At 57.8% G+C, this 24,704-nt stretch carries 25 protein-coding genes and 1 tRNA gene; 8 read left to right on the top strand and 18 right to left on the bottom strand.

Translation table 11 applies throughout. From position 1 onward, the window contains the following. Positions 1-174: 174 nt before the first annotated feature. Positions 175-250 (top strand) — tRNA-Thr (locus Q9R35_RS10580). Positions 251-318: 68 nt separating this feature from the next. Here Q9R35_RS10580 and Q9R35_RS10575 read toward each other — a convergent pair. Both Q9R35_RS10575 and Q9R35_RS10570 read right to left on the bottom strand, forming a co-directional pair. Then, the gene (locus tag Q9R35_RS10575; protein WP_404977949.1) at positions 319-690 is read right to left on the bottom strand and encodes a GFA family protein; all 372 of its coding nucleotides are present in this window, start codon (positions 688-690) and stop codon (positions 319-321) included. 85 nt (positions 691-775) lie between these two features. Next, entirely contained in the window at positions 776-1,909 is a 1,134-nt protein-coding gene (locus Q9R35_RS10570; protein WP_311219819.1) for an alpha-hydroxy acid oxidase, read from the bottom strand. On the opposite strand from Q9R35_RS10570, the gene Q9R35_RS10565 reads away from it, so the two are divergent. After that, positions 1,896-2,117 (top strand): hypothetical protein, encoded by a 222-nt coding sequence (locus Q9R35_RS10565; RefSeq protein ID WP_311219818.1) that lies wholly within the window; start codon positions 1,896-1,898, stop codon positions 2,115-2,117. The genes Q9R35_RS10570 and Q9R35_RS10565 overlap by 14 nt on opposite strands. Positions 2,118-2,142: 25 nt before the next feature. On the opposite strand, the gene Q9R35_RS10560 is transcribed toward Q9R35_RS10565, so the two are convergent. From Q9R35_RS10560 to Q9R35_RS10510, 11 genes are all read right to left on the bottom strand, one after another. Then, the gene (locus Q9R35_RS10560) at positions 2,143-3,093 is read right to left on the bottom strand and encodes a 2-hydroxyacid dehydrogenase (RefSeq protein WP_109089270.1); all 951 of its coding nucleotides are present in this window, start codon (positions 3,091-3,093) and stop codon (positions 2,143-2,145) included. Beyond that, entirely contained in the window at positions 3,090-3,419 is a 330-nt protein-coding gene (locus tag Q9R35_RS10555) for an NIPSNAP family protein (protein WP_045929458.1), read from the bottom strand. Before Q9R35_RS10555 ends, Q9R35_RS10560 begins: the two co-directional genes overlap by 4 nt. A gap of 15 nt (positions 3,420-3,434) precedes the next feature. Next, positions 3,435-4,727 (bottom strand): TRAP transporter large permease, encoded by a 1,293-nt coding sequence (locus Q9R35_RS10550; RefSeq protein ID WP_199265142.1) that lies wholly within the window; start codon positions 4,725-4,727, stop codon positions 3,435-3,437. Then, positions 4,720-5,223 (bottom strand): TRAP transporter small permease, encoded by a 504-nt coding sequence (locus Q9R35_RS10545; protein WP_223253980.1) that lies wholly within the window; start codon positions 5,221-5,223, stop codon positions 4,720-4,722. The genes Q9R35_RS10550 and Q9R35_RS10545 overlap by 8 nt, the downstream gene beginning before the upstream one ends. A gap of 68 nt (positions 5,224-5,291) precedes the next feature. Continuing rightward, positions 5,292-6,332, bottom strand: coding sequence for a TRAP transporter substrate-binding protein (locus Q9R35_RS10540; protein ID WP_042485673.1), 1,041 nt, complete (start codon positions 6,330-6,332; stop codon positions 5,292-5,294). A gap of 53 nt (positions 6,333-6,385) precedes the next feature. Beyond that, positions 6,386-7,333 carry an NAD-dependent epimerase/dehydratase family protein gene (locus tag Q9R35_RS10535; protein WP_311219817.1) on the bottom strand — a complete coding sequence of 316 codons (948 nt, stop codon included), beginning with the start codon at positions 7,331-7,333 and terminating at the stop codon, positions 6,386-6,388. Between the two features lie 3 nt (positions 7,334-7,336). Beyond that, positions 7,337-8,167 (bottom strand): hydroxypyruvate isomerase family protein, encoded by an 831-nt coding sequence (locus tag Q9R35_RS10530; protein WP_149721083.1) that lies wholly within the window; start codon positions 8,165-8,167, stop codon positions 7,337-7,339. 13 nt (positions 8,168-8,180) lie between these two features. Further along, on the bottom strand, positions 8,181-9,077 hold the full coding sequence (locus Q9R35_RS10525; protein WP_149721082.1) for an NAD(P)-dependent oxidoreductase: 897 nt from the start codon (positions 9,075-9,077) through the stop codon (positions 8,181-8,183). 1 nt (position 9,078) lies between these two features. Continuing rightward, positions 9,079-10,791, bottom strand: a complete 1,713-nt coding sequence (ilvD, locus tag Q9R35_RS10520) for a dihydroxy-acid dehydratase (protein ID WP_042485661.1) — start codon at positions 10,789-10,791, stop codon at positions 9,079-9,081. Positions 10,792-10,826: 35 nt separating this feature from the next. Then, positions 10,827-11,519 carry a GntR family transcriptional regulator gene (locus Q9R35_RS10515; RefSeq protein ID WP_042485657.1) on the bottom strand — a complete coding sequence of 231 codons (693 nt, stop codon included), beginning with the start codon at positions 11,517-11,519 and terminating at the stop codon, positions 10,827-10,829. A gap of 170 nt (positions 11,520-11,689) precedes the next feature. Continuing rightward, positions 11,690-12,178: an Lrp/AsnC family transcriptional regulator gene (locus Q9R35_RS10510; protein ID WP_042485654.1), complete on the bottom strand. Its 489-nt coding sequence runs from the start codon at positions 12,176-12,178 to the stop codon at positions 11,690-11,692. A 114-nt stretch (positions 12,179-12,292) separates the two neighbouring features. On the opposite strand from Q9R35_RS10510, the gene Q9R35_RS10505 reads away from it, so the two are divergent. From Q9R35_RS10505 to Q9R35_RS10490, 4 genes are read left to right on the top strand one after another with little or no spacing between them, the layout of a single operon-like run. After that, positions 12,293-12,472, top strand: coding sequence for a hypothetical protein (locus tag Q9R35_RS10505; protein WP_149721080.1), 180 nt, complete (start codon positions 12,293-12,295; stop codon positions 12,470-12,472). A gap of 19 nt (positions 12,473-12,491) precedes the next feature. Beyond that, positions 12,492-13,364 carry a tryptophan 2,3-dioxygenase gene (gene kynA / locus Q9R35_RS10500; RefSeq protein ID WP_149721079.1) on the top strand — a complete coding sequence of 291 codons (873 nt, stop codon included), beginning with the start codon at positions 12,492-12,494 and terminating at the stop codon, positions 13,362-13,364. Continuing rightward, positions 13,364-14,269 carry an alpha/beta hydrolase gene (locus Q9R35_RS10495; protein ID WP_311219816.1) on the top strand — a complete coding sequence of 302 codons (906 nt, stop codon included), beginning with the start codon at positions 13,364-13,366 and terminating at the stop codon, positions 14,267-14,269. Before kynA ends, Q9R35_RS10495 begins: the two co-directional genes overlap by 1 nt. After that, the gene (locus tag Q9R35_RS10490; protein WP_045929449.1) at positions 14,269-14,646 is read left to right on the top strand and encodes a RidA family protein; all 378 of its coding nucleotides are present in this window, start codon (positions 14,269-14,271) and stop codon (positions 14,644-14,646) included. Before Q9R35_RS10495 ends, Q9R35_RS10490 begins: the two co-directional genes overlap by 1 nt. Before the next feature lie 50 nt (positions 14,647-14,696). On the opposite strand, the gene Q9R35_RS10485 is transcribed toward Q9R35_RS10490, so the two are convergent. Beyond that, positions 14,697-15,662 carry a LysR family transcriptional regulator gene (locus Q9R35_RS10485; RefSeq protein ID WP_149721077.1) on the bottom strand — a complete coding sequence of 322 codons (966 nt, stop codon included), beginning with the start codon at positions 15,660-15,662 and terminating at the stop codon, positions 14,697-14,699. Positions 15,663-15,726: 64 nt separating this feature from the next. Continuing rightward, entirely contained in the window at positions 15,727-16,548 is an 822-nt protein-coding gene (gene panB, locus Q9R35_RS10480; protein ID WP_042485639.1) for a 3-methyl-2-oxobutanoate hydroxymethyltransferase, read from the bottom strand. Positions 16,549-16,848: 300 nt separating this feature from the next. Here panB and Q9R35_RS10475 point away from each other — a divergent pair, with 300 nt between their 5' ends. After that, the gene (locus Q9R35_RS10475) at positions 16,849-17,703 is read left to right on the top strand and encodes an aldo/keto reductase (RefSeq protein WP_149721076.1); all 855 of its coding nucleotides are present in this window, start codon (positions 16,849-16,851) and stop codon (positions 17,701-17,703) included. Here the strand turns inward: Q9R35_RS10475 and Q9R35_RS10470 are convergent. Both Q9R35_RS10470 and acnA read right to left on the bottom strand, forming a co-directional pair. Beyond that, positions 17,700-19,115 carry an MFS transporter gene (locus tag Q9R35_RS10470; RefSeq protein ID WP_063692019.1) on the bottom strand — a complete coding sequence of 472 codons (1,416 nt, stop codon included), beginning with the start codon at positions 19,113-19,115 and terminating at the stop codon, positions 17,700-17,702. The genes Q9R35_RS10475 and Q9R35_RS10470 overlap by 4 nt on opposite strands. Before the next feature lie 124 nt (positions 19,116-19,239). Then, entirely contained in the window at positions 19,240-21,993 is a 2,754-nt protein-coding gene (gene acnA / locus Q9R35_RS10465; RefSeq protein WP_149721075.1) for an aconitate hydratase AcnA, read from the bottom strand. Between the two features lie 261 nt (positions 21,994-22,254). Here acnA and Q9R35_RS10460 point away from each other — a divergent pair, with 261 nt between their 5' ends. Next, positions 22,255-23,841: a diguanylate cyclase gene (locus tag Q9R35_RS10460; RefSeq protein WP_260466860.1), complete on the top strand. Its 1,587-nt coding sequence runs from the start codon at positions 22,255-22,257 to the stop codon at positions 23,839-23,841. Here the strand turns inward: Q9R35_RS10460 and Q9R35_RS10455 are convergent. Beyond that, complete coding sequence (locus Q9R35_RS10455) at positions 23,838-24,686, bottom strand: putative RNA methyltransferase (RefSeq protein WP_125301863.1); 849 nt, start codon at positions 24,684-24,686, stop codon at positions 23,838-23,840. The genes Q9R35_RS10460 and Q9R35_RS10455 overlap by 4 nt on opposite strands. Positions 24,687-24,704 lie beyond the last annotated feature (18 nt).

Genomic DNA, 24,704 nt, shown 5'->3' with positions numbered 1-24,704 from the left:
GCACAGCTTGGATAGATCAGATTATGGGTAGGGGAAAAGGCATTTAAAACGACATTTTCATCATGCTCTTATAACCAGAACCTATCTATTGGCTGAGCGTGTGCGTCTTGGGCCGCAACGATATTTTTCTGGTGATTGCTTCTTTGCAAAAAACCCGGCTATAATCGTCAATTCGCCGGCTTAGCTCAGTTGGTAGAGCAGCGCACTTGTAATGCGAAGGTCGAGGGTTCAACTCCTTTAGCCGGCACCACGAATAAAATAGAACGCCAAGCTTTCAAAAAGCTTGGCGTTTTGTTTTTCTGCTGTCGGAACCTGTCTTTACTCCGGCGGGAACGCTTCATACTGAGGCAGTTCATCAGAAATCTCATGCCAAGGTGCCTTCGAGCCTACAAACACATGGCATGTCGGACGCGCGCCAGGGTCATCGTCCAATACACCTAGAGCCAAACCTAGCTCCCCCGGCTTCTGATCAAATTTGGTCAAAATATTTGATCCACACCGAGAGCAAAAACCACGGTGCTCTCCGGGTGAAGACTCATAAAACCGCAGTAACTCCTGACCGCGACGCCAATGAAATTCCTTGGTCTTTACCTTGCCCCGCGCCCTGAACGCAGAACCATGAGACTTGCGACACATGCTGCAATGGCAATACAGCAGATCCGTAACAGCGCCCTCAATCTCAAAGACCACGCCTTGGCAAAGACAGCTTCCTTTCACAAGCCACACCCCCACAAGGTAAATTTCCCGCTGCTGATTTCAGCGCTTATCTAACACGCTACTTAGTAGAGGATACAAGACATTGGGCCAAATCTGCCGGGCATGAAGCCCCCAGTAGAACCATCGTCCGCTCCAGCTCCTGGGCTACCAGTCCCAGCACCTGCGCCACTCCCTGCTCGCCGCCTTGCGCTAAACCATAGGCAACGGCACGCCCCAGGAATGCGCCCGTCGCTCCACAAGCGATGGCCTTGGCGACATCCGAACCCCGCCGAAAACCGCTGTCGATAAATACCGGCATCTGCGTTTTGACGATATCCATGATCTGCGGGAGCACACTGATTGTTGAAGGTGCGCAGTCCAGTTGTCGGCCACCGTGGTTGGAGACGATAAGCCCATCGACGCCATAATGCAGCGCCTGACGTGCATCTTCGGGATGCAGAACACCCTTGATCAATACGGGGCCATCCCATTTTGAACGCAACCAGGAGACATCGTCCCAAATCAAACGGCGATCCATGCTCCGCGCCAGCAGTGCCGCCTGCGCCTGGGCGGAGCTGGCCCCCTCTGTCGGCATCAGGTTGACGAACTGGGGTTGGCCGGCCAAGGCCTGACGCCACAGCCAGCGAGGCTGCGACGCCATGTCCAGCAACAAACGCGGACCAGGGCGGAAGGGCAATTTGAAGCCATGACGTATGTCTTTTTCTCTGTAGCCGCCTACAGGCACATCTACGGTCAAAACCAGAGCCTCGAAGCCGGTCTGGCGGGCGCGATCCAGAATGGAATTGGCCATGCCCCTGTCCTGCATCACATACAGTTGCATCCAGCATGGACCTGCGCAGGCTTCGCGCACTTGCTCCAAAGGACTATTGGAGGCAGTAGACAGGATGTATGGCAAGCCCGCCTTGCCTGCGGCACGTGCGGCGTGCAGATCTCCACGAGGACGTACAACATCAATCAGGCCAACAGGAGCAACGCCAAAAGGCGCTGACCATCGCCGTCCAAAGACTTCTATCTCGGTTGAAAGCGCTGAAGTATCACGCAGACTGCGTGGCGCTAGAGTCAGAGCCTGCAAATCGGCCTGATTGCGAGCCAGACAAAGCTCGTCTTCTGCTCCACCCGCTACATAGTCATAGACAAAACGTGGCAGGCTGCTTTGAGCCGCTAACTGAAAATCCTGAATGTTGAGCCGCATGATGCCAGCTGTCTCCCACCTGATGCCGGGCGTTCAAGACCCGATTCAATTTAATTATTTAAGCATCAAGTATATGACTGAAAACGCTGCGCCATGCAAAGAAAACACGCCTGTCTCTGCTCAGCCAGAGGGGAAGGTTTTGCCAGAATCAGGCGATACACACGATCGATTGCTCATAAAAAAGCAGCGGTTCAAACCTGAAGCTTGAAACCGCTGTTTTTCTACGCCAACCCTTACAGGTTCACCGGTGTCACAAGCCCCCCTTCCGTGACGAAGCGCTCGACATTCCTCAGCACCAATTCACACATGGCCGCTCGGGTTTCGCGAGTTGCGCTCCCTACATGGGGCAGCACCACGACTCGCTCGTTCCTGAGCAATTCAGCAGGCACTTCAGGTTCGTTCTCGAACACATCCAGTCCTGCTCCGCCCAATTGGCCATTTTCCAGAGCCGCAACCAATGCTTTTTCATCCACTACGGAGCCACGGGCGACGTTGACCAGGTAGCCGTTGGGGCCCAAGGCTTTCAAGACCTCGGCAGACACCAGATGGTAGGTTTCCGGGCTGCCTGGACACGCCACAACAAGAAAATCGCACCATTGCGCCAAGGTCAGCAGTGAAGGCTCGTGATGCCAAGGCAACTGGGGATTCGCACTGCGTGTGTGGTAGCGGATATCCATATCGAAACCAACCGCGCGCCGTGCAATGACCTGACCAACTCGCCCCATGCCCAACATGCCCAGACGCTTGCCGCTGACCCGCATGCTTGGCATGGTAGGACCGACACGAGGCCAGTCGCCACGTCGAACATGGCGGTCGGAAGCAGAAATGCCGCGTACCGCATCGATCAGCAAGCCTATAGCCAAGTCGGCCACGCAGTCGTTCAGAACGTCCGGAGTATTGCTTAGCATCACCCCACGCGCACGGACTGCATCCAGGTCGATGGCATCGTAGCCCACGCCCAAGCTGCAAATAGCCTTCAAGTTGGGCAGTGCATCAATCAGCGCCTTGTCTGCGCCATGCGTTCCTGTGGTGATCAGCACTGTGAACTCGTCACCGTGCTCACGCAAGAATGCCGTTTGATCAGATGCATCACTCAGGATCTCAACCGGGCACAAGGCAGGCAGCTTGCCCGCCAGCGGTGGCGGCAAGGGGCAGGCTTGGAGAATCTTCTGGTTCATGGTCATGCTTCGCTCGTAAAGGCGTCGAAATCGACTTGTTTCAGCAGTGCATTGCTCTGGCGTATGACATGGCCGGCAGCAGAGGCTTTGCGACGATAGGCCAACCAGCGCGGATCCGCTTCCAGTGCATTGCGACGGGCTTCCCGGTCAGCCATATCCTCGTATGCCCACAGATGCACCACCTGATTCAGCTCACCCACTTCCGTGGTGTAGTAACCGTGGCAAGCGCCCAGATGCTCGATTTGTACGGCACGCCCTTCCGTCGCATACAGGGACAGAAAATCGCGCAGCAGGCCGGTGGGGATGGTATAGGTTCTTTGGTCGATAATCATGTTGTGAATCCGTTTTTATCCAAGGTATTTGGGCAAGAGCAGCGAAATGACTGGGAAAGCCAAGAGCACTGCCAGGCGGAAAACATCGGCTACCACGAAGGGAATCACACCCCGATACAGCGTGCTCATCTTCACGTCTGGGAGCAGGCTTTTCAGAACCATGACGTTCATGCCCACAGGCGGAGTGATGAAACTGATTTCAGTGACCACCACCACGATGATGCCGAACCAGATCAGATCAAAGCCCAGGTGCTGCACCAGTGGATAGAAAATAGGCACGGTCAGCAAGACCATGGACATGCTCTCCAGCACACTGCCCAGCACAATGTAAATCGCGCAAATCAACAGGATCACCACGATCGGGCTCATGTCGACCTGCTGCACCCAGTCCTGCAGATCACTGGGCATGGACGTGAAATTGATGAAGCTGGAAAACAGCAGGGCTCCGATCAGCACCATGAACAACATGCCCGTGGTACGAGCCGACTCAACCAACACGTTGGACAGTATCTGCCAGGTTAAACGGCCACGTAGCAGAGCAAACAGGAAGGCTCCGCAAGCACCAATCCCGGCGGCTTCCGTCGAGCTGAAAACCCCGCCATAGATACCGCCCATGACGATGATGAACAGCACCAGCACACCCCAGACATCTCGCAATGCATGCAAGCGCTCTTTCCAGCTCATGCGCTCTCCGGGCGGCCCGGCATTGGGGTCGCGCCAGATCGTCCACCTGACTGCCAAAAGGTAAAAACCCACAGCTAGCAGACCCGGCAAAATACCGGCGGCAAACATCTTGCCTATGCTTTGTTCAGTCAGGATGGCATAGACCACCATGACAATAGAGGGCGGAATCAAAATGCCCAGCGTGCCACCGGCAGCGATGGAACCGGAAGCCAGCGCACGGCTGTAGCCCAGTCTGCGCATTTCCGGATAAGCCACCTTGGACATGGTGGCTGCCGTTGCCAGACTGGAACCACACACCGCCCCAAAGCCGCCACAGGCCACCACCGTAGACATGGCCAGCCCACCTTTTCTATGGCCCAGAAATGCATAGGCGGCGGCGTACAGTTCTTTGGACAGCTTGGCCTGAGTAATGAAGTTGCCCATCAAGATGAACAAGGGCAGTACGGACAACAAATACTGAAAACCGCTTTCACGCACAACTGCGCCGGTCATGGCATAGGCGGACGGCCAGTTGCGCATGAGTCCTACGCCGATAAAGCCCACCAGTGCCATGGAAAAGGCCACTGGCACCCGCAGGAAGATCAAGACAAGCATGGCGGCAAAGCCAATCAGTGCTTCAGTCATTCTGTGCCTCTTCTTCCAGATGGGCCGTGTCTGCGCTCAGATCTCGACGAAGCTGCGCCAGCTCCACGATAGTGTTGACGAACAGCATGATGCTCATGAAATAAACAACCGGGGCCAGTGGCAACCCCAGCAAGGTGGTCTGATCCAGGTATTCGGCTGCCGATTCGGCCTGTGTCCAGCTGACCATGGCCAACAACGCGCTGATCCCAGCGGCCAGCAAGTGGCTGGAGACATGGACAATCCGCGCCCCCTTCTCCCCACCGGGGACGGGCACCAGATCAACCACAACGTGTTCGCGCTCCATGGTGGCAAACACGATGCCGCAAAAGATCACCCCCACCATGAGTATTTCAGTGAGTTCTACCGCCCCCATCACCGATACGTTGAAAATGTAGCGCCCTAATACATCGGCCAAAGTCAGCAAGGCCAGCGAGACCATGCATAACTCGGTCAGACGTCGAAGACCCGCTCTTAATAAAGAGAGAATGGAGTTCATGCTTTGTAGCTCCGGGGCTGCTGGCGCACGAGGCGCACAGCAGATTCAAGACAGTCTGCGTGTACTGATCAGTTGGCACTTTCCCGCTGCTTCAGGTCGGCACGGAACTCGGCCAGCACGGCAGGCCCGTCTATACCCTTGGCCTTGGCGGCATCCAGCCAGGCCTGCTCGAAGGATGCTGTGCGCTCTTTGACGGCGGCAATCAGCTCTTCACTGGCGGGATGGAACTGCACATTGTTGGCCTCCAGAGTTTTCATGGCGGCGACATCCGCATCCCCCCAGGCCTTGCCCCCCATGCGAGCAATATGCTCACCGGAAAGACTCATCACGATCTCGCGGTCCTTTTCAGACAAGCGATCAAACGCACCCGGATTCATGATGATGCCGTGCAGATCCGCATAGAGACCGCCCGGGAAAACCGTCGCATGTTTGACCACACTGTCCAGACGGAAGGAAACCACGGACTCCGGAGGGAAAAGTACCCCATCCACCACGCCGGTGCTAAGCAATTCGTACGATTCGGACGCAGGCTTTACAACCGCATTCACGTTCAGCGCCTTGGACAGATCAGCCTGCATGCCACCACCAATACGCAGCTTCAGGCCATCGAAGTCTGCAATGGTCTGCACCTGTTTGCCGGTCGTGTAGACACTGCCCGGGCCATGACCATAAAGCCCAAGCAATTTGATGCCGCGATGCTCTTTGGCATCTTGCAGGTACTTGCTGTAGATGTTCCAGGCCGCCAGCGAAGTGGACTCGGCGCTATTGCCCGAGAACGGCAACATGGCAAATTTCATCAAATCAAAATTGCCGGGGTAATAGGAGTAGGAAATAAAGGCCAGATCAACAATGCCATTGCGCACCGCATCCAGATGCCCAACCGGATTAGTGGCTGCCTTGGTCAGGAAGTTGATCTTGACGCGCCCTTCTGTGGCCTGCTCCACCTCTTTGGCCCAGGGCTTCATGAAGTTAGCCACCAGAACATGTGTTTGCGGGATCCAGGCAGAAAAAGTCAGCTCCACAGGCTTGTCCGCTTTTGCGGGGCCAGCCGCCACAGCCAGGCTGGTTAAGGCCATACCCAACAGGCGAGAAATCCATCGGTTCTTCATGGGGAAATCCTTTTTTGGTGGTAGATCGTTATAGGTATAGTTAGCCAGGCCCGTCAGGAGAAAAGGGCCTGCTCAATCAAGGTTTCGGCATCGCCGTCATGATGCATGCCCAACTGTGTGGCGATTGCCGTTGTCAAAGGCGGCCACTGGGCAAACTGCTGGTCAAACTGAGGGTTGGACTGAAAGCTCAATCCCGCGTCGGCCCCCCGGCCATAGCGGGTTTTGGCAGCCTGTACCAGCTCTGCCACCTGAAGACGCTGGGCGGGAAGATTCCACACCCGACCTGCAGGCAAGCGAGCGGCTGCCAGGCTCGCTGTTGTCAGAAGGTGCTGCACACAGGCGGGCAAGGAAAGCAGCCAGATCCACCCTTGCAGGCCGATGGGGCACTCGTAGGTGCCGCCCGCAGCCAAGGCATGGATCAAAGAGCTGGCAAAGGAAGACAGCGCTGTTTCAGCGGTCATGGGTCTGGCGACCACGGTAGGCAAGCGAACCGAGCGGCCATCCAGAAAACCCCGGCGGCTGTAATCGGCCAGCAGCAGCTCCACCATCCGCTTCTGCGTTCCATAACTTAAAGTAGGTGCGACGGGCGTGTCGTCATCCACCTGCTGGGGCAGTGGCGTCCCAAAGACGCCGATACTGCTGGCATACACCACAACGGGGCACTGGCCTTGCTGTCGCAGATGCTCAAACAAGCCTATGGTGCTGTCTATATTGACGCGCAAACCCAGTGCGAAATTCTCTTCAGCCAGCCGACTGGTCACCGATGCCAGATGGAAAACCGTGTCGGGTGCTGGCGACAACACCGCTTCCAGCACGGTTTTATCGGCCAGGTCGCCACTAATGCAGCGCAGGCCAGGCACGTGGTGATGGCTTTGCTCTTCAAAGGCCAGATCGGTCAGCGTCAGGCTTTGAATCTCTTTGGCTTCAAGCAGTTTGGCCGCCGCACGGGCAAGCGCTTGGCCGATGTAGCCGTTGGCGCCGGTAATCAAGACATGCTTCATGGCTTATCTCCCGGCAGCCTGCGTGCAAGCCGCATCACGACGACGTGGCGCAGCCAGCACACCGCGATCACACAAGGGCTGGCACCAGGCTAAACCGTCCGAAGATGATCCACGAGGCTGATACTCGCAGCCCAGCCAGCTGTCGTAAGCCAAGGCAGGCAAGGCCGCCACGCCTGCCAGCAAATCGTGCTGTGCAAGATCCGGCTCGTAGCGCCCATCGGCACCCGCGATCTGCACATAGCCGATCCACGGAGCACAGGCCTCCACACTGGAAGGGACGTCCAAGCTTTCTTTGACGCAATGGTAGTAATCAAACTGCAGACGCAGGCGCGGGGAATTGAAGTGCTGGAGCACCTCAATCACCTGCTCTGGCAAGTAATAAAAATACCCGGCCATATCGCTGCGGTTGAGCGCTTCCAGCGTCAGCACCAGATCATCTGCTTCAGCCAAGGCCAAAGCCTGTTCCAGATTACTGAGCAGTGCAGCCCGGCAATCTTCCTGATCGAAGGGGCTGACATCGCCCGCCATCACATGGATACGGCGGCACCCGGTAGCCTGTGCAACAGCACGGGCGCGATCAAAGGCTTCCTGGAACTGGGCCTGTGCGCCGGGAATGGCCGCCCAGCCCAACCTGCCCTGCCCCTCGCCTATAGGCGTGTTGATCAGCGTCAGCTCCAGCTGTGCGGCTTGCAGTCGCTGAGCGTACCAAGCCGGAGCGTAGTCGTAAGGCAGCAAAATCTCGACGCCCTGAAACCCATCGGCCGCCGCAGCCTCAAAGCGTTCGCTCCAGTCCAGATGCCGATACAACCAGCTGAGATTAGCGGATAGTTGCATGGGGCAGCCTGCCTTATGTGCTTATCTGGCGAAGAAAAGCGTCACGCTGCTCGGGCAGCACAACGCTGACCAAGGCAGACACCTCGGCCTGACCCAGCCCCATGGCGCTTGCCACGCGCAACATTTGCTGCACGCTGGCGGCAACCGGCATAGGCGCGCCGCTTTGTTGGGCATTGGCGATCAGGGTGTCGATATCCTTGAGCATGGTGGACAGCGCACCAATACTTTTTTCCTGGGCCTCTATCATGCGCGGGGCAAAGATCTGCAAGGGCTTGGAGTCCGCCCAACCACCCGCCAGCGCGGGCGCCAGCTTGTCCACATTGATGTTATTGCGCTGGGCAAAGCCAATGGCTTCAGCCAATGCCGCAATCGAGGTTGCCACGATGGCCTGGTTGCACAGCTTGGTTGCCTGCCCGGTCCCGGAAGGCCCCATATGCGTGATATTGCCGGCGTAGGCGCGCATGGCGGCCTCGGCTTCAGGCATATGGGTTTCGCTACCGCCCGTCATGATGGCCAGCGTACCGGCCTCCACGCCGGGAATACCGCCGGACACCGGGGCATCAATCCAGTCAGCGCCGCAGATCTCCGCCAAACGAGCGGCCAGCTTGCGTGTGGCCTCAGGGTCGATACTGGAGTGATCCACCAGCCATTTAAGGCCCGCTGCCTGAGCAATCCCGTCCGCGCCAAACACCACGGCCTCGGCGGCCTTGGCATCAAACAGGCATAACAACACGCCATCGGCGCCTTCAGCCGCTTCGCGTGGCGTGCTTACGACCTGCGCACCCAGCGCCGCCAGCGGCTCGGCCTTTTCTCTGGAACGGTTCCAGACCTTGACCTCGTGACCCGCTTTCAACAGGCGCTGCACCATGGCAGCCCCCATCAATCCCAAACCGCAAAAACCGAGTTTCATCTTATACGTCCTCAAGCTGTTCTTGCGGCCACTCGGCAGCACCCGAATGGGTCACTGCACCTTCATTGGTCGGTCCAACCAGGCGTGCGTATTTCTCCAGCGCGCCAGCCAAGCGGTCTCGTACGTAAGGTTTCCATTGCGCCCGGCGTGCAGCCAGTTCCTCCTCGGACACATGCAGCTGCATGCTGCTTTGGGTAGCATCGATGGTGATACGGTCGCCGTCTTTTACCAAACCGATGTTCCCACCGGCTGCTGCTTCGGGGCTGGCATAGCCGATACACATGCCGCGTGTCGCACCGGAGAAACGGCCATCCGTCAGCAGTGCCACTTTTTCGCCATTGCCATGACCATAAATGGCGGCAGTGACACTTAGCATCTCGCGCATACCGGGGCCGCCTTTAGGGCCTTCGTTACGGATAATCAGTACGTCGCCAGCCTCATAGGCCTGCTTGGATACCACCGCCATACAGTCTTCTTCGGTTTCAAAAACGCGTGCGCGCCCGTCAAATACCAGAGACTTCAAGCCAGCAATTTTCAGTAAGGCGCCATCGGGGCACAGATTGCCCTTGAGCACGACCAGGCCGCCCGACGCGTGAATCGGCTGATCGCTGCTGCGCACGATACGACCATCCACATCGGGGAAGTTTTCCAGAGCCTCGGCCAAGGTTTCGCCGGTAATGGTCAAGGCATCGCCGTGCAGGTGACCGCTCTTCAAGAGGGCCTTGAGCACTACGGGCACCCCGCCGATCACGTCCAGATCGCGTGCCAGATAACGGCCGCCGGGCTGCAAGTCGGCAATCAATGGCGTGCGGTTGAACACCTCGGCCATATCGTCCGTGGTGAAACGAATACCGACTTCGTGCGCAATGGCAGGAATATGCAAGGCCACATTGGTCGATCCGCCAGTCGCAGCAACAGCAGCAGTGGCATTTTCCAGACTCTTGCGGGTGATGAGATCACGCGGCAAAGGACCACCGTGTTCCAGAATCTCCATCACACGGCGACCGGCGCGACGAGCCAGCGCGTGTCGTTGGCTGTAGACCGCCGGGGTGGTCGAGGAACCCAGAAAAGACAGGCCCAGGGCCTCTGCCACCATACCCATGGTATTGGCGGTGAACTGGCCCGGACAGGAGCCCACGGTCATGGCACAGGTACGCTCGATGCCATGCAGTTGCTCCAGGGAAATCGCCCCAGTCTGGTAGCGACCCACACCCTCAATGGCGGTAAGCACCGTGTTTTCAGTGCCATCGGGTGAGTAGCCCGGCAACATGGAGCCACCATAAATGAAGACTGAGGGGACGTTGAGCCGCGCCATGGCCATCAGGGTGCCAGGCAAGGTCTTGTCGCAACCACCCAGACCGACCAGAGCGTCATAGGCATGGCCACGTACAGCTATTTCCATGCTGTCGGCAATCATCTCGCGCGAGACCAGACTCATGCGCATGCCAGCGTGGTTCATGGAGGTGCCATCAGACACGGAGATCGTGTTCATCATGACGGGTACGCCACCACCCTGTGCTACACCCAGGCGCACGCTGTCTGCCTGCGGGCCCAGCGATTTGGAACAGGGTGTATTGTCTCCGGCGGTTCCAATGATGGCGACCATCGAGCGGTCCAGATCATCATCGTCCAGGCCCGTGGCACGCAGAAAGGCTCGGTGTGGTGTGCGGGTCACGCCCTCGGTAACTGCTTTTGATCTATGTTTTTTTAGCATGGTCTTTGGTGGTGATGAGTAATTGAAAGATCGATTTAATCGGTCAGGTCCAAGCGATCAAAGATCCAGGAAACATCTTCCTGAATGTATTGGCGCGCCTGGGCGAAGTTACCGGCACGCAGCGCGTTGACGGTGGACTCATGCAACTGGTCTGAGGAGTCTTCGTTATGGAGCAGTTCGCGGGTTTCACGCAAATAGGCCCCCGACTGCAACCACAGGCTCTCGATCATGGCGAGCATGACGGGGGACTGGGCGGCGGCATAGATCGTGAAATGAAAGATCCGGTTTTTTTCCAGGCTGCTGGCCACGCCTTTGGGCGTGCGGCGCTCTTGTGTAATTTCTTGCGCCAACTGTTCCAGCTGATCCAGCACGGAAGATGTCAGCAGGGGGCCAGCCCATTCGGTGACGGTGCCTTCGATCAGAACGCGAGCACGGCGAATGTCGCTCAGGCAGGCTTTGGTGATCAGGGGGACACGCGTGGTGCCGTTGGGCAAGGGCTCCAGCCCTTGCTGAGCCACCAGACGACGCAGGGCTTCGCGCACCGGCATGGTGCTGGTGCCCAGCGCATCGGCCAGGTACTGGATGCCAAGCACTTGGCCGGCACGGTATTCACCGTGCATCAGCTTGTTGCGCAGGGCTTGATAGACCGCTTCGTTAACGGATTGCCGAACGATAGGTTGGAAAGCTTCGAGCGGAGCACTGGTGCTTGCAGCATCTGAATGTTTCATTAAATTCCGTCACAAAGTGAATTCGAGCAAAGATTTGTGATTTTTGATCAATTCTAAGGACGGACTTCTCCGACAACAAATCAGAGCTAACCCTTAGCCTCCTAATTCGTCATGGACGACGCGGCAAGCCTTGCGAGCGAGCCGCGCATCCGGTTTTGCAACGCGGTAAATCAGGCCGTAGGGCTGGCCATTGCTGGGATAGGTAGCTCGTGAAGACCCTTGAATTCCTGCAAGGAAAAACTGGTCTGCGCTTGCCGAACACCCGGCAAACGATGCAATTTTCTTTGCAATAATTCCGAATAGCTGTCCAGATCCTTGGCCACCACCATCAGCAAAAAGTCAGCTGGACCGGCAATACCGTGGCACATCACCACCTCCGGAATATCGCGCACGGCCTCCACAAACTGCACCGAACGCTCTTCATTTTGAAAGTCCACACTGATGCTGACGAAGGCCACCACGCCATAGCCCAGGCCGCGCCGATCCAGCCGGGCGTGGTAGCCTGAAATAAGCCCGGCTTCTTCCATGCGTCGAATCCGGCGCCAGCAGGGCGACTGCGATATGCCCACTTTTTGCGCCAGCTCGCTCGTTGTGAGCCGGGCGTTTCGTTGCAGCTCGGCCAGCAAACTGCAGTCCACTTCATCCAGTTCTATTTGCATAAAAAAACCCGTTTTTTAAGTTTTTCAGAAAAAGTTATGCTTCTATAAAAAACAGCTTGGCGCAAGACCCTTAAATACATAAGATCAACGCATAAATTTAAGTGGGATGAAATCATGAAACCACAGAGAAATTTCAGCTTCACCCCTATGCCCGCCTACTCGGGTGACCGCATCCTGCCGCTGATGGAGACCTTCGGGCAGGATGCACTGCAAGCTCCCCTCGGCGCGCAACGCGACTTTGGTTTTTTATCGACTCACGCGACCTGTTCCACACGTCGCACAGGTCATTATTAACGTACCGGGAACAGAACAAATGAATGCTTCCAAAGCATCGGCTGACAAGGGAATCGGCGAGACAGAGCGCATTGTTTCGGAAGAAAAAGCGCAGTTGGATTTCAGCCAATCCATGAGCTATGGCGACTACTTGCACCTGGACGAGGTGCTGGGCGCCCAACACCCGCTCTCGCCTGCCCACGACGAAATGCTGTTCATCATCCAGCACCAGACCAGCGAACTCTGGATGAAACTGATGCTGCACGAACTGAATGCGGCCACCGCATCGGTCGCCGCCGACCGCTATGCCGACAGCTTCAAGATGCTGGCGCGTGTCTCGCGCATCATGGAGCAACTGGTCAGTGCATGGACTGTGCTGTCGACCATGACCCCGCCGGAATACACCGCCATGCGGCCTTATCTGGCCAGTTCCAGCGGCTTTCAAAGCGCGCAATATCGCTGCATTGAGTTTGCTCTGGGCAACAAGAACGCCGCCATGCTCAAGCCGCATGCGCACCGCCCTGACCTGCTCCGTCAGGTGGAAGCTGCCTACCAAGCGCCTTCGCTGTACGACGAGTCGCTGCGCCTGTTGGCCCGCCAGGGTTTCCACATTCCCGCTGACTATCTGGACCGTGACTGGACGCAGCCCTACGTGGCCAGCCCCGAGGTCGAAGCCGCCTGGTTGCAGGTTTACCGTGACCCGTATGCGCACTGGGATCTGTACCAACTGGGCGAAAAACTGACCGACATTGAGGACGCCTTCCGTCTTTGGCGTTTCCGTCATGTCACGACGGTGGAACGCGTTATCGGTTTCAAGCGCGGCACTGGTGGCACAGGCGGCGTCAGCTACCTGCGCAAGATGCTGGATGTTGTGTTGTTCCCCGAGATCTGGACTGTTCGGACCGCGCTGTAATGCAGGCTCCCCACGACTCCCTCTCCGCGCAGGAGCGCGAGCGCGAATATTCGCCCAGCTCCTGTATAGGCGGGAACTACGCGCCCTACATCGAGGACTACGCCACGCTTAGCGCAGCGGCGTTGGCAAGCGGATCACGGCATACCGAGCATGCCTATGGCAGCGCTGCCGCGCACCGGCTTGACCTGTTCCTGCCTGAGCCCCGCGATTCGGAGGCGCTTCCGCCCTTGCTGCTGTTTATCCACGGCGGCTACTGGCAGGAGCTCTCCAAGGCGTCCTCTTTGTTCTCAGCCCCGGATTGCACCAACACGGGCATCGCCTTTGCCGCTATTGATTACACCTTGGCGCCGCAAGCCTCTGTCCACGACATGGTGCTGGAGTGCCGCCAGGCTCTGCGCTGGCTGCATCAACATGGCGAAGAACTGGGCTTTGACCCACAACGCATCGTCATTTCCGGCAGTTCTGCCGGGGCGCATCTGGCGGCCATGTGCTGCTTGCGTGGGTGGAAGGATGATGCCGATTTGCCTGCAGGCGCACCCGCAGCAGCAGTGCTGGTTTCCGGCATTTACGAGCTGCAACCTCTGATTGGCACCAGCATCAATGAGGCACTGTCCCTGGATGTAGCAAGCGCACAGGCGATCAGCCCCCAACTGCTTGATTTGACGGGTTTTCCGCCCGCCATCATCAGCTGGGGAGAAATTGAAACCTCGGAGTTCAAGCGCCAGAGCCAGGCTTTTGCCGATGCGCTGAACGCACAGAGTGCCCAGTATCTGCCCCCCATCGAAATGCCAGCACGCAACCACTTCGATGTCATTCTTGACCAGGCTCGTCCCCACACCCGCTTGGGCGATGCCACGCACGCGCTCTTTGCGTCCTTGCCGGTCACCTCTACTCGGAGCAAGTGATGAAACAAGTTGTCGACGTCGGGCTTCCGCCCCTGAAGCAAGCGTTTTCCTGGGCCGTCAAAGCCAAAGGAGAAATGCTGTTCATGGTGAACGGGCCTGTGCGGCCGGACGGCAGCATCGATACGGGAAGCATCGAGCAGCAAGCTCGCCTGACCTTCGCAAATATGCAGCGGGCCACACAAGCGGCAGGTGGCAGCCTGGAAAATGTCACCCAAGTGCTGATCTACATGACCGATGTTGCCGACATGGACATCATCGACAAGGTGTACAGGGAGTTTTTCTCCGCGCCCTTCCCCAACCGCGCCAGTGTGGGCGTTGCGGCCTTGGTGGAGCCGGGCATGAAGCTGGAGGTGGTAGCTTACGCCATGATTCCTTGAGGCTGACAAAGTCGGGAAGCTGCAGTCAAAACCTGCCCGTACCCGCCGGATTACAGCGAGTCGAACGGGTCCTGCGTACTGGGTAAGCCTGTGTCATCCCCCAGCACAAAGCGCGGGATGAATTGCAGCACGTACTGCCGCATGGCTTCGACCAGGCGCTGCGCATCGGGGCGCAGTTCGCGAGACCGCAAGGACACCACGCCGACCATATAAGGCACGTGGATATCAATCGGGCGCAGCACCACATTAGGCAGCGGCAGGCCGTGGGCGGTGAAGGGATCGATCAAGGACACGCCTACCCCTTGGCTGGCCAGAACCAGGCCTTCCAGAGACGAGGCAACCTCGATGTGACGGATATCTTCCGGGGCTTGCGGACTGGCACGCAGCAAGGCGGTGGCCAGGGTATGACGCAAGCGGTGGCGGTTCTGGATGGAAATCAGGGGAGTGCCCTGAATGTCGCTGAGACGCACCAGTTCCTGTTTGGCCAGGGGATGGTTCACGGCCATGCCCAACAGGCACGGGCTTTGACCCGACCAATGCAAGGTGCAGCCATCAATGTCCAGCGGCAAACTGGTCACCGCCAGATCTGCCCGTCCTTCGTCGATGGCTTGCACCACTTCTTCCGGTTTCACCGTATCAATAATCAGCTTTTGCTTGAAGGCCGGATCGTGCTGCTCCATGATGCCCAGCGCTTGCGGCACCAGGCCAATCGCCAAGGCGTGAGTGGTCACGATACGCAGGGGGCGCAGCCCCCCACGGGCGATTTCCAGAGCGCGGGTTTGCAGCACCTCCAGATTCATCAGCACAGGCCGGGCTTCCAGATAAAACTCGCGCCCCTGCTCGGTCAGGGTAACTTGCGGACGGGTGCGAGTAAAGAGTCTGAACCCCAGCTCCTGCTCCAGCTCCTGGATCTGGCGGCTAACCACTGGCTGAGAGCGGTCAAGCAAGCGGCCGGCAGCGGTAACGCTGCCTGCGGACATCACAGCTGCAAAAGCTTCTAATTGGCGAATTTCCATGTCGTTCTATGTGGATGCCGCATTTATCAACATGGAATATTCTAATGCGGAATAGTTAGGCGGACTAGCGTTTCACACCGAAACATTGATCCAGCGTGGGGAAAGAGCCATCACGCACCTCGGCCGCATATTGCGCCGCTGCTTGCGAGATCAGGGCACCCACATCCGCGTAGGGTTTGGCGAATTTGGGAATCTTGCCGTTTGTCAGGCCCAGAATGTCTTCTGTCACCAGAACCTGGCCATCACATGCAGGTGAAGCGCCGATACCAATAGTAGGAATGGCGATGGTTTCAGTAATCCGGCGGCCTACGCTTTCGGCCACACCTTCCAGCACCACGCCCCAGGCACCTGCCTGAGCATGGGCGACGGCATCGTCCAGCACGCGCTGGGCGGCGGCATCGGTCATGCCCTGAGCTTTGTAACCGCCCATGGTGTTGACGTACTGGGGCATCAAGCCCACGTGGGCCAGCACAGGCACGCCGCGCTCAACCAGGAAACGCGTGGTTTCAGCCATGGCTTGGCCGCCTTCCATCTTCACCGCCTGGGCGCCGCTGGCCGCGAGCATACGCGATGCATTGGCAAATGCCTGCTGGGGTGATTCCTGATAGCTGCCAAAAGGCATATCCACGACAATACAAGCGTGTTTAGTTGCACGCACCACGGCCGCGGCATGGGCAGCCAACATATCCACCGTAATGCTCAGGGTGTCAGGCATGGCATAACCTACCATCGCGGTCGAGTCGCCCACCAGGATCATGTCCATGTGCTCGTCCAGCATTCGTGCAATAGGCGCGATGTAGGCTGTTAACGAAGCAATTTTTTGTTTGCCCTTATAGGCGGTCAGAGCGGGAACGCTAATGCGAACCTGCGTGGTATGTACGCTCATACTTACTCCAGCTGGAACCCCATAGGCAAAAGCTTATATGGGATTATGAATGATGCAGATTGCAACATCTTAATCAAAAATCCAGTCGACGCCTCTATAATCGCCGCAGGACAAAAAACAATAAGCTAATTTCCTGCCTACGTACAAGCTTCGCGTGTCCATCCCGTGCGGATTCAGGTCCTTTTAAGGACTTTTGTTTTGACATCGCCTGTACTCTAGAGCCCGATCGTTCCCAATGCGCGGTGGTTTCATCAGCCATGTCCTGGCTGTTTTGCCATGCACTCTACCGAGGAGAGACCTATGTCGACTACCCCCCCAACCATCACCTTCCACGACGATAACCGTGCGCCCCAACTGGGCATGGGCGTGTGGCAGGTACCTGCCGAGCAAACGGCCGATGTGGTGTGCAGTGGCATCGAAGCGGGCTACCGCCTGATCGATACTGCCGCCATTTATGGCAACGAAGCCGAAGTCGGCCAAGGGATTCGTCAGTCCAAGGTGCCACGCGAAGAACTGTTTGTGACCACCAAGCTGTGGAATGACATGCATGGCCACGACAACACCCGTGCAGGCTTTGAAGAAAGCATGGACAAGCTGCAGCTCGATTATGTGGATCTGTACCTGATCCACTGGCCCGTGCCCAAGAACCGTCAGTACATCCAGACCTGGGAAACACTGATCAATCTGCGCAACGAAGGCCGCGTGAAATCCATTGGCGTGTGCAACTTCCTGCCCCAGCACCTGCAAACCTTGCTGGACAAGACAGGCGTGCTGCCCGTGCTGAACCAGATCGAACTGCACCCCGGCTTTCAGCAGGCCGAGTCACGTCACTACCATGAAGACCACGCCATCCAGACCCAGGCCTGGAGCCCGCTGGGATTGGGTACGCTGTGGGACAATCCGGTGCTGAACAAGATCGCCAAGGAACATGGCCGTTCGGTGGCGCAAATCATGCTGCGCTGGCAGATTCAGCTGGGCAATATGGTGATTACCAAGTCCAATTCCCCCAAGCGTCAGCGCGACAATATGGACATTTTCAGCTTCGAGCTAAGCGAACAGGATATGGCTGCCATTGCCGGTCTGGACCAGGCCGACGGTCGTCTTGGCCCGGATCCAGAACTGTTCCGCCTGCCCAAAAGCACCGTCCAAGACTAAGCCTTGGGGCGCACCCGTCTTGCAGGGCCGGACAAGAAGGCGGCAAGCAGGGGCGCCAGAGCAAACAGCCACAGCAGAGCCTGCGCCGACTGGCGCGCGCCCTGCACCCCACCGGGGTCTACAAAGCCCGAGGCCGTGGTGATGATCCCGGCCAGAGCGGCCCCCAATGCCATCGTGAACAGCTGCAAGGTGGTAATGGCAGCCGAGGCAATATTCTCCTGCCCCTTGGGTGCGGAATGAAACACCCGCGTCAGCAGATGCGGCCAGGCCAGACCAATCCCCACCCCGACTCCCAATAGGGACAGGTACAAGGCCCAGGAATAATCCGTGCCTTCGCTCAAGCCTTCCCATGGAATAAACACGCCCAAGGCAACCAAGGACAAGCCCGAGAGCACAGGCCCGGCAATAATCATGCGATCCCCGGTTTTCAGCCCCCGGCTGGAACTGGCAATAGAACCCAAGGTCCAGCCACCTGACATCAAGGCGGTCAGGTAACCTGCTTTAAGGGGGCTCATGTGGTGGATGATCTGCAGGAAATACGGAATGAAGATTTCCGTTGCCACGGCCACGCTGACCAGGCCAATACCGGCATATAGACTGCCCAAGGCCGTGCTGATGGAGTAGGTGCCCTGCGGAAACAGGCGGCTGGTAGACTTGCTATCGGCACGCGCCATCAAATACACCAGAATTGCACCACCTGCCACACCAGCCAGATTGATCATCCAGGAAGTCGACAGGCTCCCTGCCGACATCACCAGCACAGAGGCCGTTAGCAGCAAGACCTTGCCCAAGGTGGAGCCGGATTTACGCGATTCGGGCGCACGCGCGTCGCGCAATTGCGTCCAGACCAGAATCGCCAGCAAAGCGGCACACGGCAGGACGCTCCAGAAGGCCAGACGCCACTGCCCCATCTGGGCAAACACCCCGCCAATCGCCGGGCCTGACAAAGTGGCCACGCCCCACATACTGGACACCAAAGCCATGACGCGCGGCCAAAGGCGCTCTTCAAACACCAGCCGGATCGAGGAATAGCTCAGACCCAGCAGCAGGCCGCCGCCCAAGCCCTGAATCGTGCGGGCAAAAAGCAGAAAAGGCATGGAAGGTGCTGCCGCGCACAAGGTTGTACCAATGGCAAAAAACAGCAGCGACACCAGAAAGCTGTGTCGCAGACCCAGTTTTTCCAGAACTTGTGGCGACAGGGCCGAGCCCAGGATCGAAGCCACCACAAAGAGCGTGGTGTTCCAGGCGTAGTACTCCAGCCCGCCAATATCCTCCACCACCGAGGGCAAAATCGTGGTCGCCACATACACGTTGATCGCGTGAACCGCCACGCCACCGGCCAACGCCAGCGAACGCAAGCCATTGCGGCCAGACAGTAATTCGGACCAAGAAGCTTCTTGGGTATTCGCCATTTTTCTGTATCCAAGCAAAAAGCCGGCGCAGGAGCCGGCCCCTAAACACACAAGTGCGCCAGGGGCATGACACCACTGACGCACCTGCTGGCGTGTCAAACCACGCCTTGACCTGCTGCCAAGCTTATGCTTTCAACAAGCCCCGCAAAACGTACTGCATGATACCGCCGTGACGGTAGTAATGCGCTTCGCTAGGCGTATCAATTCGGACCAGGGCCTCGAATTCGATATCGCCCGCACGCACTTTGACCTTCTCGGGGATCTTGTCCTGATTCAGGGCGGTAATGCCTTCAATATCAAAGACCTCATCTCCCGTCAGACCCAGAGTTTCAGCGTTTTGGCCGGCCGGGAACTGCAAAGGCATCACGCCCATGCCCAGCAAGTTGCTGCGGTGAATACGCTCGTAAGACTCGGCAATCACGGCACGTACACCCAAGAGCACCGTACCTTTGGCGGCCCAGTCACGCGAGGAACCGGAACCGTATTCCTTGCCTGCCAGAATCACCAGCGGGACGCCGGCACTCAAGTAATTGCGCGAGGCATCGTAAATCGTTGCCACGGGCGCGCCGTCTTGCGTGAAGTCGCGTGTATAACCCCCTTCCGTGCCTGGGGCCAACTGGTTGCGCAAACGCACGTTAGCAAAGGTGCCGCGAATCATGACTTCATGGTTACCGCGACGCGAGCCGTAGGAGTTGAAATCCTGCGGCTTGACTTCGTGATCCATCAGATACGTGGCGGCAGGCGACATACGTGCAATCGAACCAGCCGGGCTGATGTGGTCGGTGGTGACCGAATCACCCAGCTTGGCCAGCACGCGGGCACCACGAATGTCCGAGACCGGGCTTGGATCGCGTTTCAGGTCGATGAAATACGGCGGTTTACGCACGTAGGTGGAGTCTTCCTGCCACTCGAAACGATCCCCTTTGGGGGTAGGCAAAGAGCGCCAACGCTCATCACCAGCGAACACATCGGCATAACCATCACGGTACATATCCGAGGCGATGGCCTTGCTGATCACATCCTGCACTTCAGCGGCAGACGGCCAGATGTCTTTCAGGAACACATCTTTGCCATCGCTGCCCTGTCCCAGCGGCTCATGGTACAGGTCGATATCCATGGTGCCAGCCAGGGCGTACGCCACCACCAGTGGTGGCGACATCAGATAGTTCATCTTTACTTCGGGGTGAATACGGCCTTCGAAGTTGCGGTTGCCGGACAGTGTGGACACTACAGCCAGATCATTCTGGTTAATGGCCTGGCTGACTTCCGGAATCAAGGGGCCTGAGTTACCAATACATGTGGTGCACCCGTAGCCAACCAGATCAAAACCCAGCTTGTCCAGGTAGGGGGTCAGACCTGCGCGCTGGTAGTAGTCCGTGACCACGCGCGATCCGGGGGCCAGACTGGTTTTCACCCAAGGTTTGCGGCTCAGGCCCTTTTCCACGGCCTTCTTGGCCAGCAGACCCGCCGCCATCATGACGCTGGGGTTGGAGGTGTTGGTACACGAAGTAATCGCGGCAATGACGACCGAGCCATGATCCAGTGTGCACTGGCTGCCATCGGCCAGCGTAAATTCCACCGCCGCTTTCCGGGGTGCTGGCGGTTTGTGCGACGGCACGTCCGAGGCAGGAAAGCTCTCTTCGACGGCTTCGTCATAGGTGGCCACATCATCACCCAACAAATCACGCACCGCAGTACGGAATGCCGGCTTGGACGAAGACAGGGCGATGCGGTCCTGAGGACGCTTGGGACCGGCAATCGAAGGAACGACGGTGGACAGATCCAGCTCCAGACGCTCGGAGTAGCGAGGCTCATGCTGCGGATCGTGCCACAGGCCCTGAGCCTTGGCGTAGGCGCGCACCAGTTCGATCTGTTCTTTGCTGCGGCCCGTCAGCTCCATATAACGCAGGGTTTCTTCGTCAATGGGAAACATGGAGATGGTGGAGCCGTATTCGGGACTCATATTGCCGATCGTGGCACGGTTGGCCAAAGGCACAGCGCTCACACCAGGGCCATAGAACTCCACAAACTTACCAACCACACCATGCTGACGCAGCATATCGGTAATCGTCAGCACCAGGTCGGTGGCGGTAGTGCCTTCAGGCATTTGACCTGTCAGCTTGAAACCCACAACACGGGGAATCAGCATGGAAATGGGCTGGCCCAGCATGGCGGCTTCGGCCTCGATACCGCCTACGCCCCAGGCCACCACGCCCAGACCGTTCACCATGGGCGTGTGCGAGTCCGTGCCCACACAGGTGTCGGGATAGGCCAGCTGACGGCCCTGCTCGTCGCGTGTAAAGACTACGCGAGCCAGGTGTTCCAGGTTCACCTGGTGAACAATACCTGTGCCAGGTGGCACGACCTTGAAGTTATCGAATGCACTTTGGCCCCAGCGCAGGAACTGGTAACGCTCCATATTGCGCTCGTATTCGATTTCCACGTTGCGCTCGAACGAGCTGGGCTTGCCAAAATCGTCCACGATCACCGAGTGGTCAATAACCAGCTCTACCGGTGCCAGGGGATTGATTTTTTGCGGGTCACCACCGAGCGCCTGCATGGCTTCACGCATGGCAGCCAGGTCCACAACGGCTGGCACGCCGGTAAAGTCCTGCAGCACAACACGTGCGGGGGTAAAGGCGATTTCACGATCGGGCTCGGCAGCAGGGTCCCAGGCGGCCAGGGCGCGAATATCATCGGCCGTTACATCGCCACCATCTTCGGTGCGCAGCAAGTTTTCCAGCAGAATCTTCAAGCCATAGGGCAGGCTGGCAACATCCAGGCCATCTCCACGAACCGCATCCAACCGATAGTAGTCGTAGGACTGCCCGCCGACATCCAACTGGTGCAAAGCCTTAAAACTATCTACGCTTTTCATATCGGGATCTCCATGGAAAAGTGCCGGCCGATACCATCCAATTTACCCAGCCAGCGATACACATGTGGTAATTGTCTATTGGTCTAGACCATTCCACATCTTACACTCTGGCGTAATCCCCCGCCCTGTGCAGCGTCCCTCCTGTGGCCTTACGTCACACCTACTCAAACTCGGAAACATTCTTTACGTATAATGATTTAGGTGCCTTCCACCCGTCTTTTGGCTTCAACGCCCCCTTTTCTTCGAGCATTCGCCCATCTCATGTTTTTTGTTGATCTGCGCCGGCTGATTCTCTTGCTGGCTACCGCCAGCAGTCTGCTGACCATGGGCTACACCTTGTATGGGGCCTATTCGGCTGAGCGCACCTTGCTGATCGAGCAGGCGCTGGAGAAAAACCGTGCCTACGCCCTGAAACTGGCCAGCAGCACTGATGCCTTCATTGCCAATTTGCAGCAGCAACTCAGCTACAGCGCCAGCGTGCTCTCCCGCTCTCTGTACCAGGGCGAGCTTTTGCTAGGCGATGAGGTCAGGCGCCTGAAGGAACAGAACAACAGTTTTAATTCAGTCCTGATCCTGAATGCCGAGGGCCGGGTTCTGGCCAATGCCCCCCACCAGCTCAGCCTGATTGGCACAACGCTTCGCGGCGAAGGCACGCAACTGGCCTTGAAAACCAGAAAGCCAGTGGTCAGCCCACCCTATCTGTCCGCAACCGGGCGCTTGCTGATCTTCTTGTCACACCCAATTTTTGATGCAGAAGGTAACTACAAGGGCCTGGTCGGTGGCTCTATTTACCTGCACGAACCCAATAGCCTGAACGCCTTGCTGGGCGAGCACTTTTACCGCGATGGCTCCTACATTTATGTGGTGGACCAGCACAAGCGGCTGATTTTTCACCGCGATGTCGCTCGTATCGGCGAAGTTGTACACGGCAACCCGGCCATTGATGCCGTCAGTCAGGGCGAAAGCGACGCACTATCCCTGCGCAACGTCAAAGGCGTGGACATGCTGGCGGGCTTTGCTCCCAGCAGCGATGTGAAATGGGGCGTGGTGGTGCAAAGCCCCACCAAAGTCGTGCTGGATGAATTAACGGTCCTCTTGGGCAAGGTGCTGCGCAATTCCATCCCCTTTTTCCTGGCCGTACAAATCCTGATCTGGATGCTGGCCATGTTGATTGCCAAACCCTTGCGACAGCTGGCTCGCCAGGCTCCGCATCTGGATTCAGCCAACGCCAGCTCGCGCATCGCGCAGGTTCACGCCTGGTATTTCGAATCCCGCCAGATCAAGCTGGCCATGCTGCTGGGCCTGAAACGCGTCAACCGCAAGATTGGCGTCATGAATGTCGAGCGCAACACGGACCCGCTGACTGGCCTGAACAACCGACGCGGCATGGCGACCGTCCTGCAGCAATGGAAGGAAACGGACACGCCCTTTTCCGTGCTGACCGTGGATATAGACCACTTCAAGCGCGTCAACGACACTTACGGACACGATGTGGGCGATCTGGTGCTGAGCTTTCTGGCTGACACCATGCGAGCCTGCACCCGTGATACAGACCTGATCTGTCGTGTCGGGGGGGAGGAATTCTGTATTTTCCTGCCCGATCAGGATATAGATCAGGCGCTGCAACTGGCTGAGCGACTGCGCATTCTGATTAGCGAAACCAATAGTCCCACGGGTTCGCCGATTACGATTTCTATTGGTCTGGCGCACTGGCCCGTCCATGCCCGCGACCACAGTACTGTGCTGAAACTGGCTGATGCAGCGCTTTACAAGGCCAAGCGCAATGGCCGCAACCGTGTCGAACTGTGCGACCCCATCGTCAGCGATTCGGACGTAAAAAGCGCTTAAAGACGGCGCAGGACCTTGATACGCACATCCACCTGTACCTCCAGGCTCGTCAATTGACGAGCCTGCTCCAAGCCTTGTGCACTGGCCCGAAACAGGTGAGGCGTCATCAAGAGCAGATCTGCAATTTTCTCTTGTGAGTCCAGGCTGATCTGACAACGGATGCGCTCGGTGCTCTCCAGGCTGAAACCGACGGGCGGCTCCTGGGCCTCGTCCTTATCAGCCTTCAAGGTCGGATAAATAATGCGGCGCAATTCCAGCAAATGGTCGGTACCCGCTTCCACCTGCACCCAGATCCCGCCTGGCTTCAAGGCCCGCAGAAACTCCTCGGGCACGGCAAAACCAAACATGCACAACAAGGCATCCAAAGCGCCATCAGGCACGGGCAATTGTGCATTGCTGCCCACCAGCCAACGGATGTCCGAGGAACTGCGCGCCGCCGCCATGACGGCCCACTTGGAGATATCCAGACCAATCAAGGCCAACTGCCCATCCTGATCCTGCTGACGCAGATAACGTGGGTAATAACCTTCGCCACAGCCCGCATCCAGACAGGCATAAGGGGCCTCCCCTTCCAGGCCATCCATCAAGGCACGCCACACACCGGCAGCGATGGGCTCGTACACCCCCGACTCCAGATAACGGCGACGCGCCGCCACCATTTCCTTGCTGTCGCCCGGATCGCGGGAACGCTTGTTTTGTACGGGCAGCAGATTGATGTAGCCCTGACTGGCCGTATCGAAGCAATGGCCCGACGCGCAGCGCCAGCTGGGTGCCTCAAACACGAGCGGCAAACCGTCTAAGGGACAGCACAGTTTCTGAAACAGGGGCGGGGAAAGATCAGACATGGAGGAATCGCTCTACGG

The organism is Alcaligenes sp. AB3 (assembly GCF_031844565.1).
GTDB lineage: Bacteria > Pseudomonadota > Gammaproteobacteria > Burkholderiales > Burkholderiaceae_B > Alcaligenes > Alcaligenes faecalis.
Note: the sequence above shows the minus strand (reverse complement) of the source record. Positions and strands in the feature narration are given on the sequence as shown.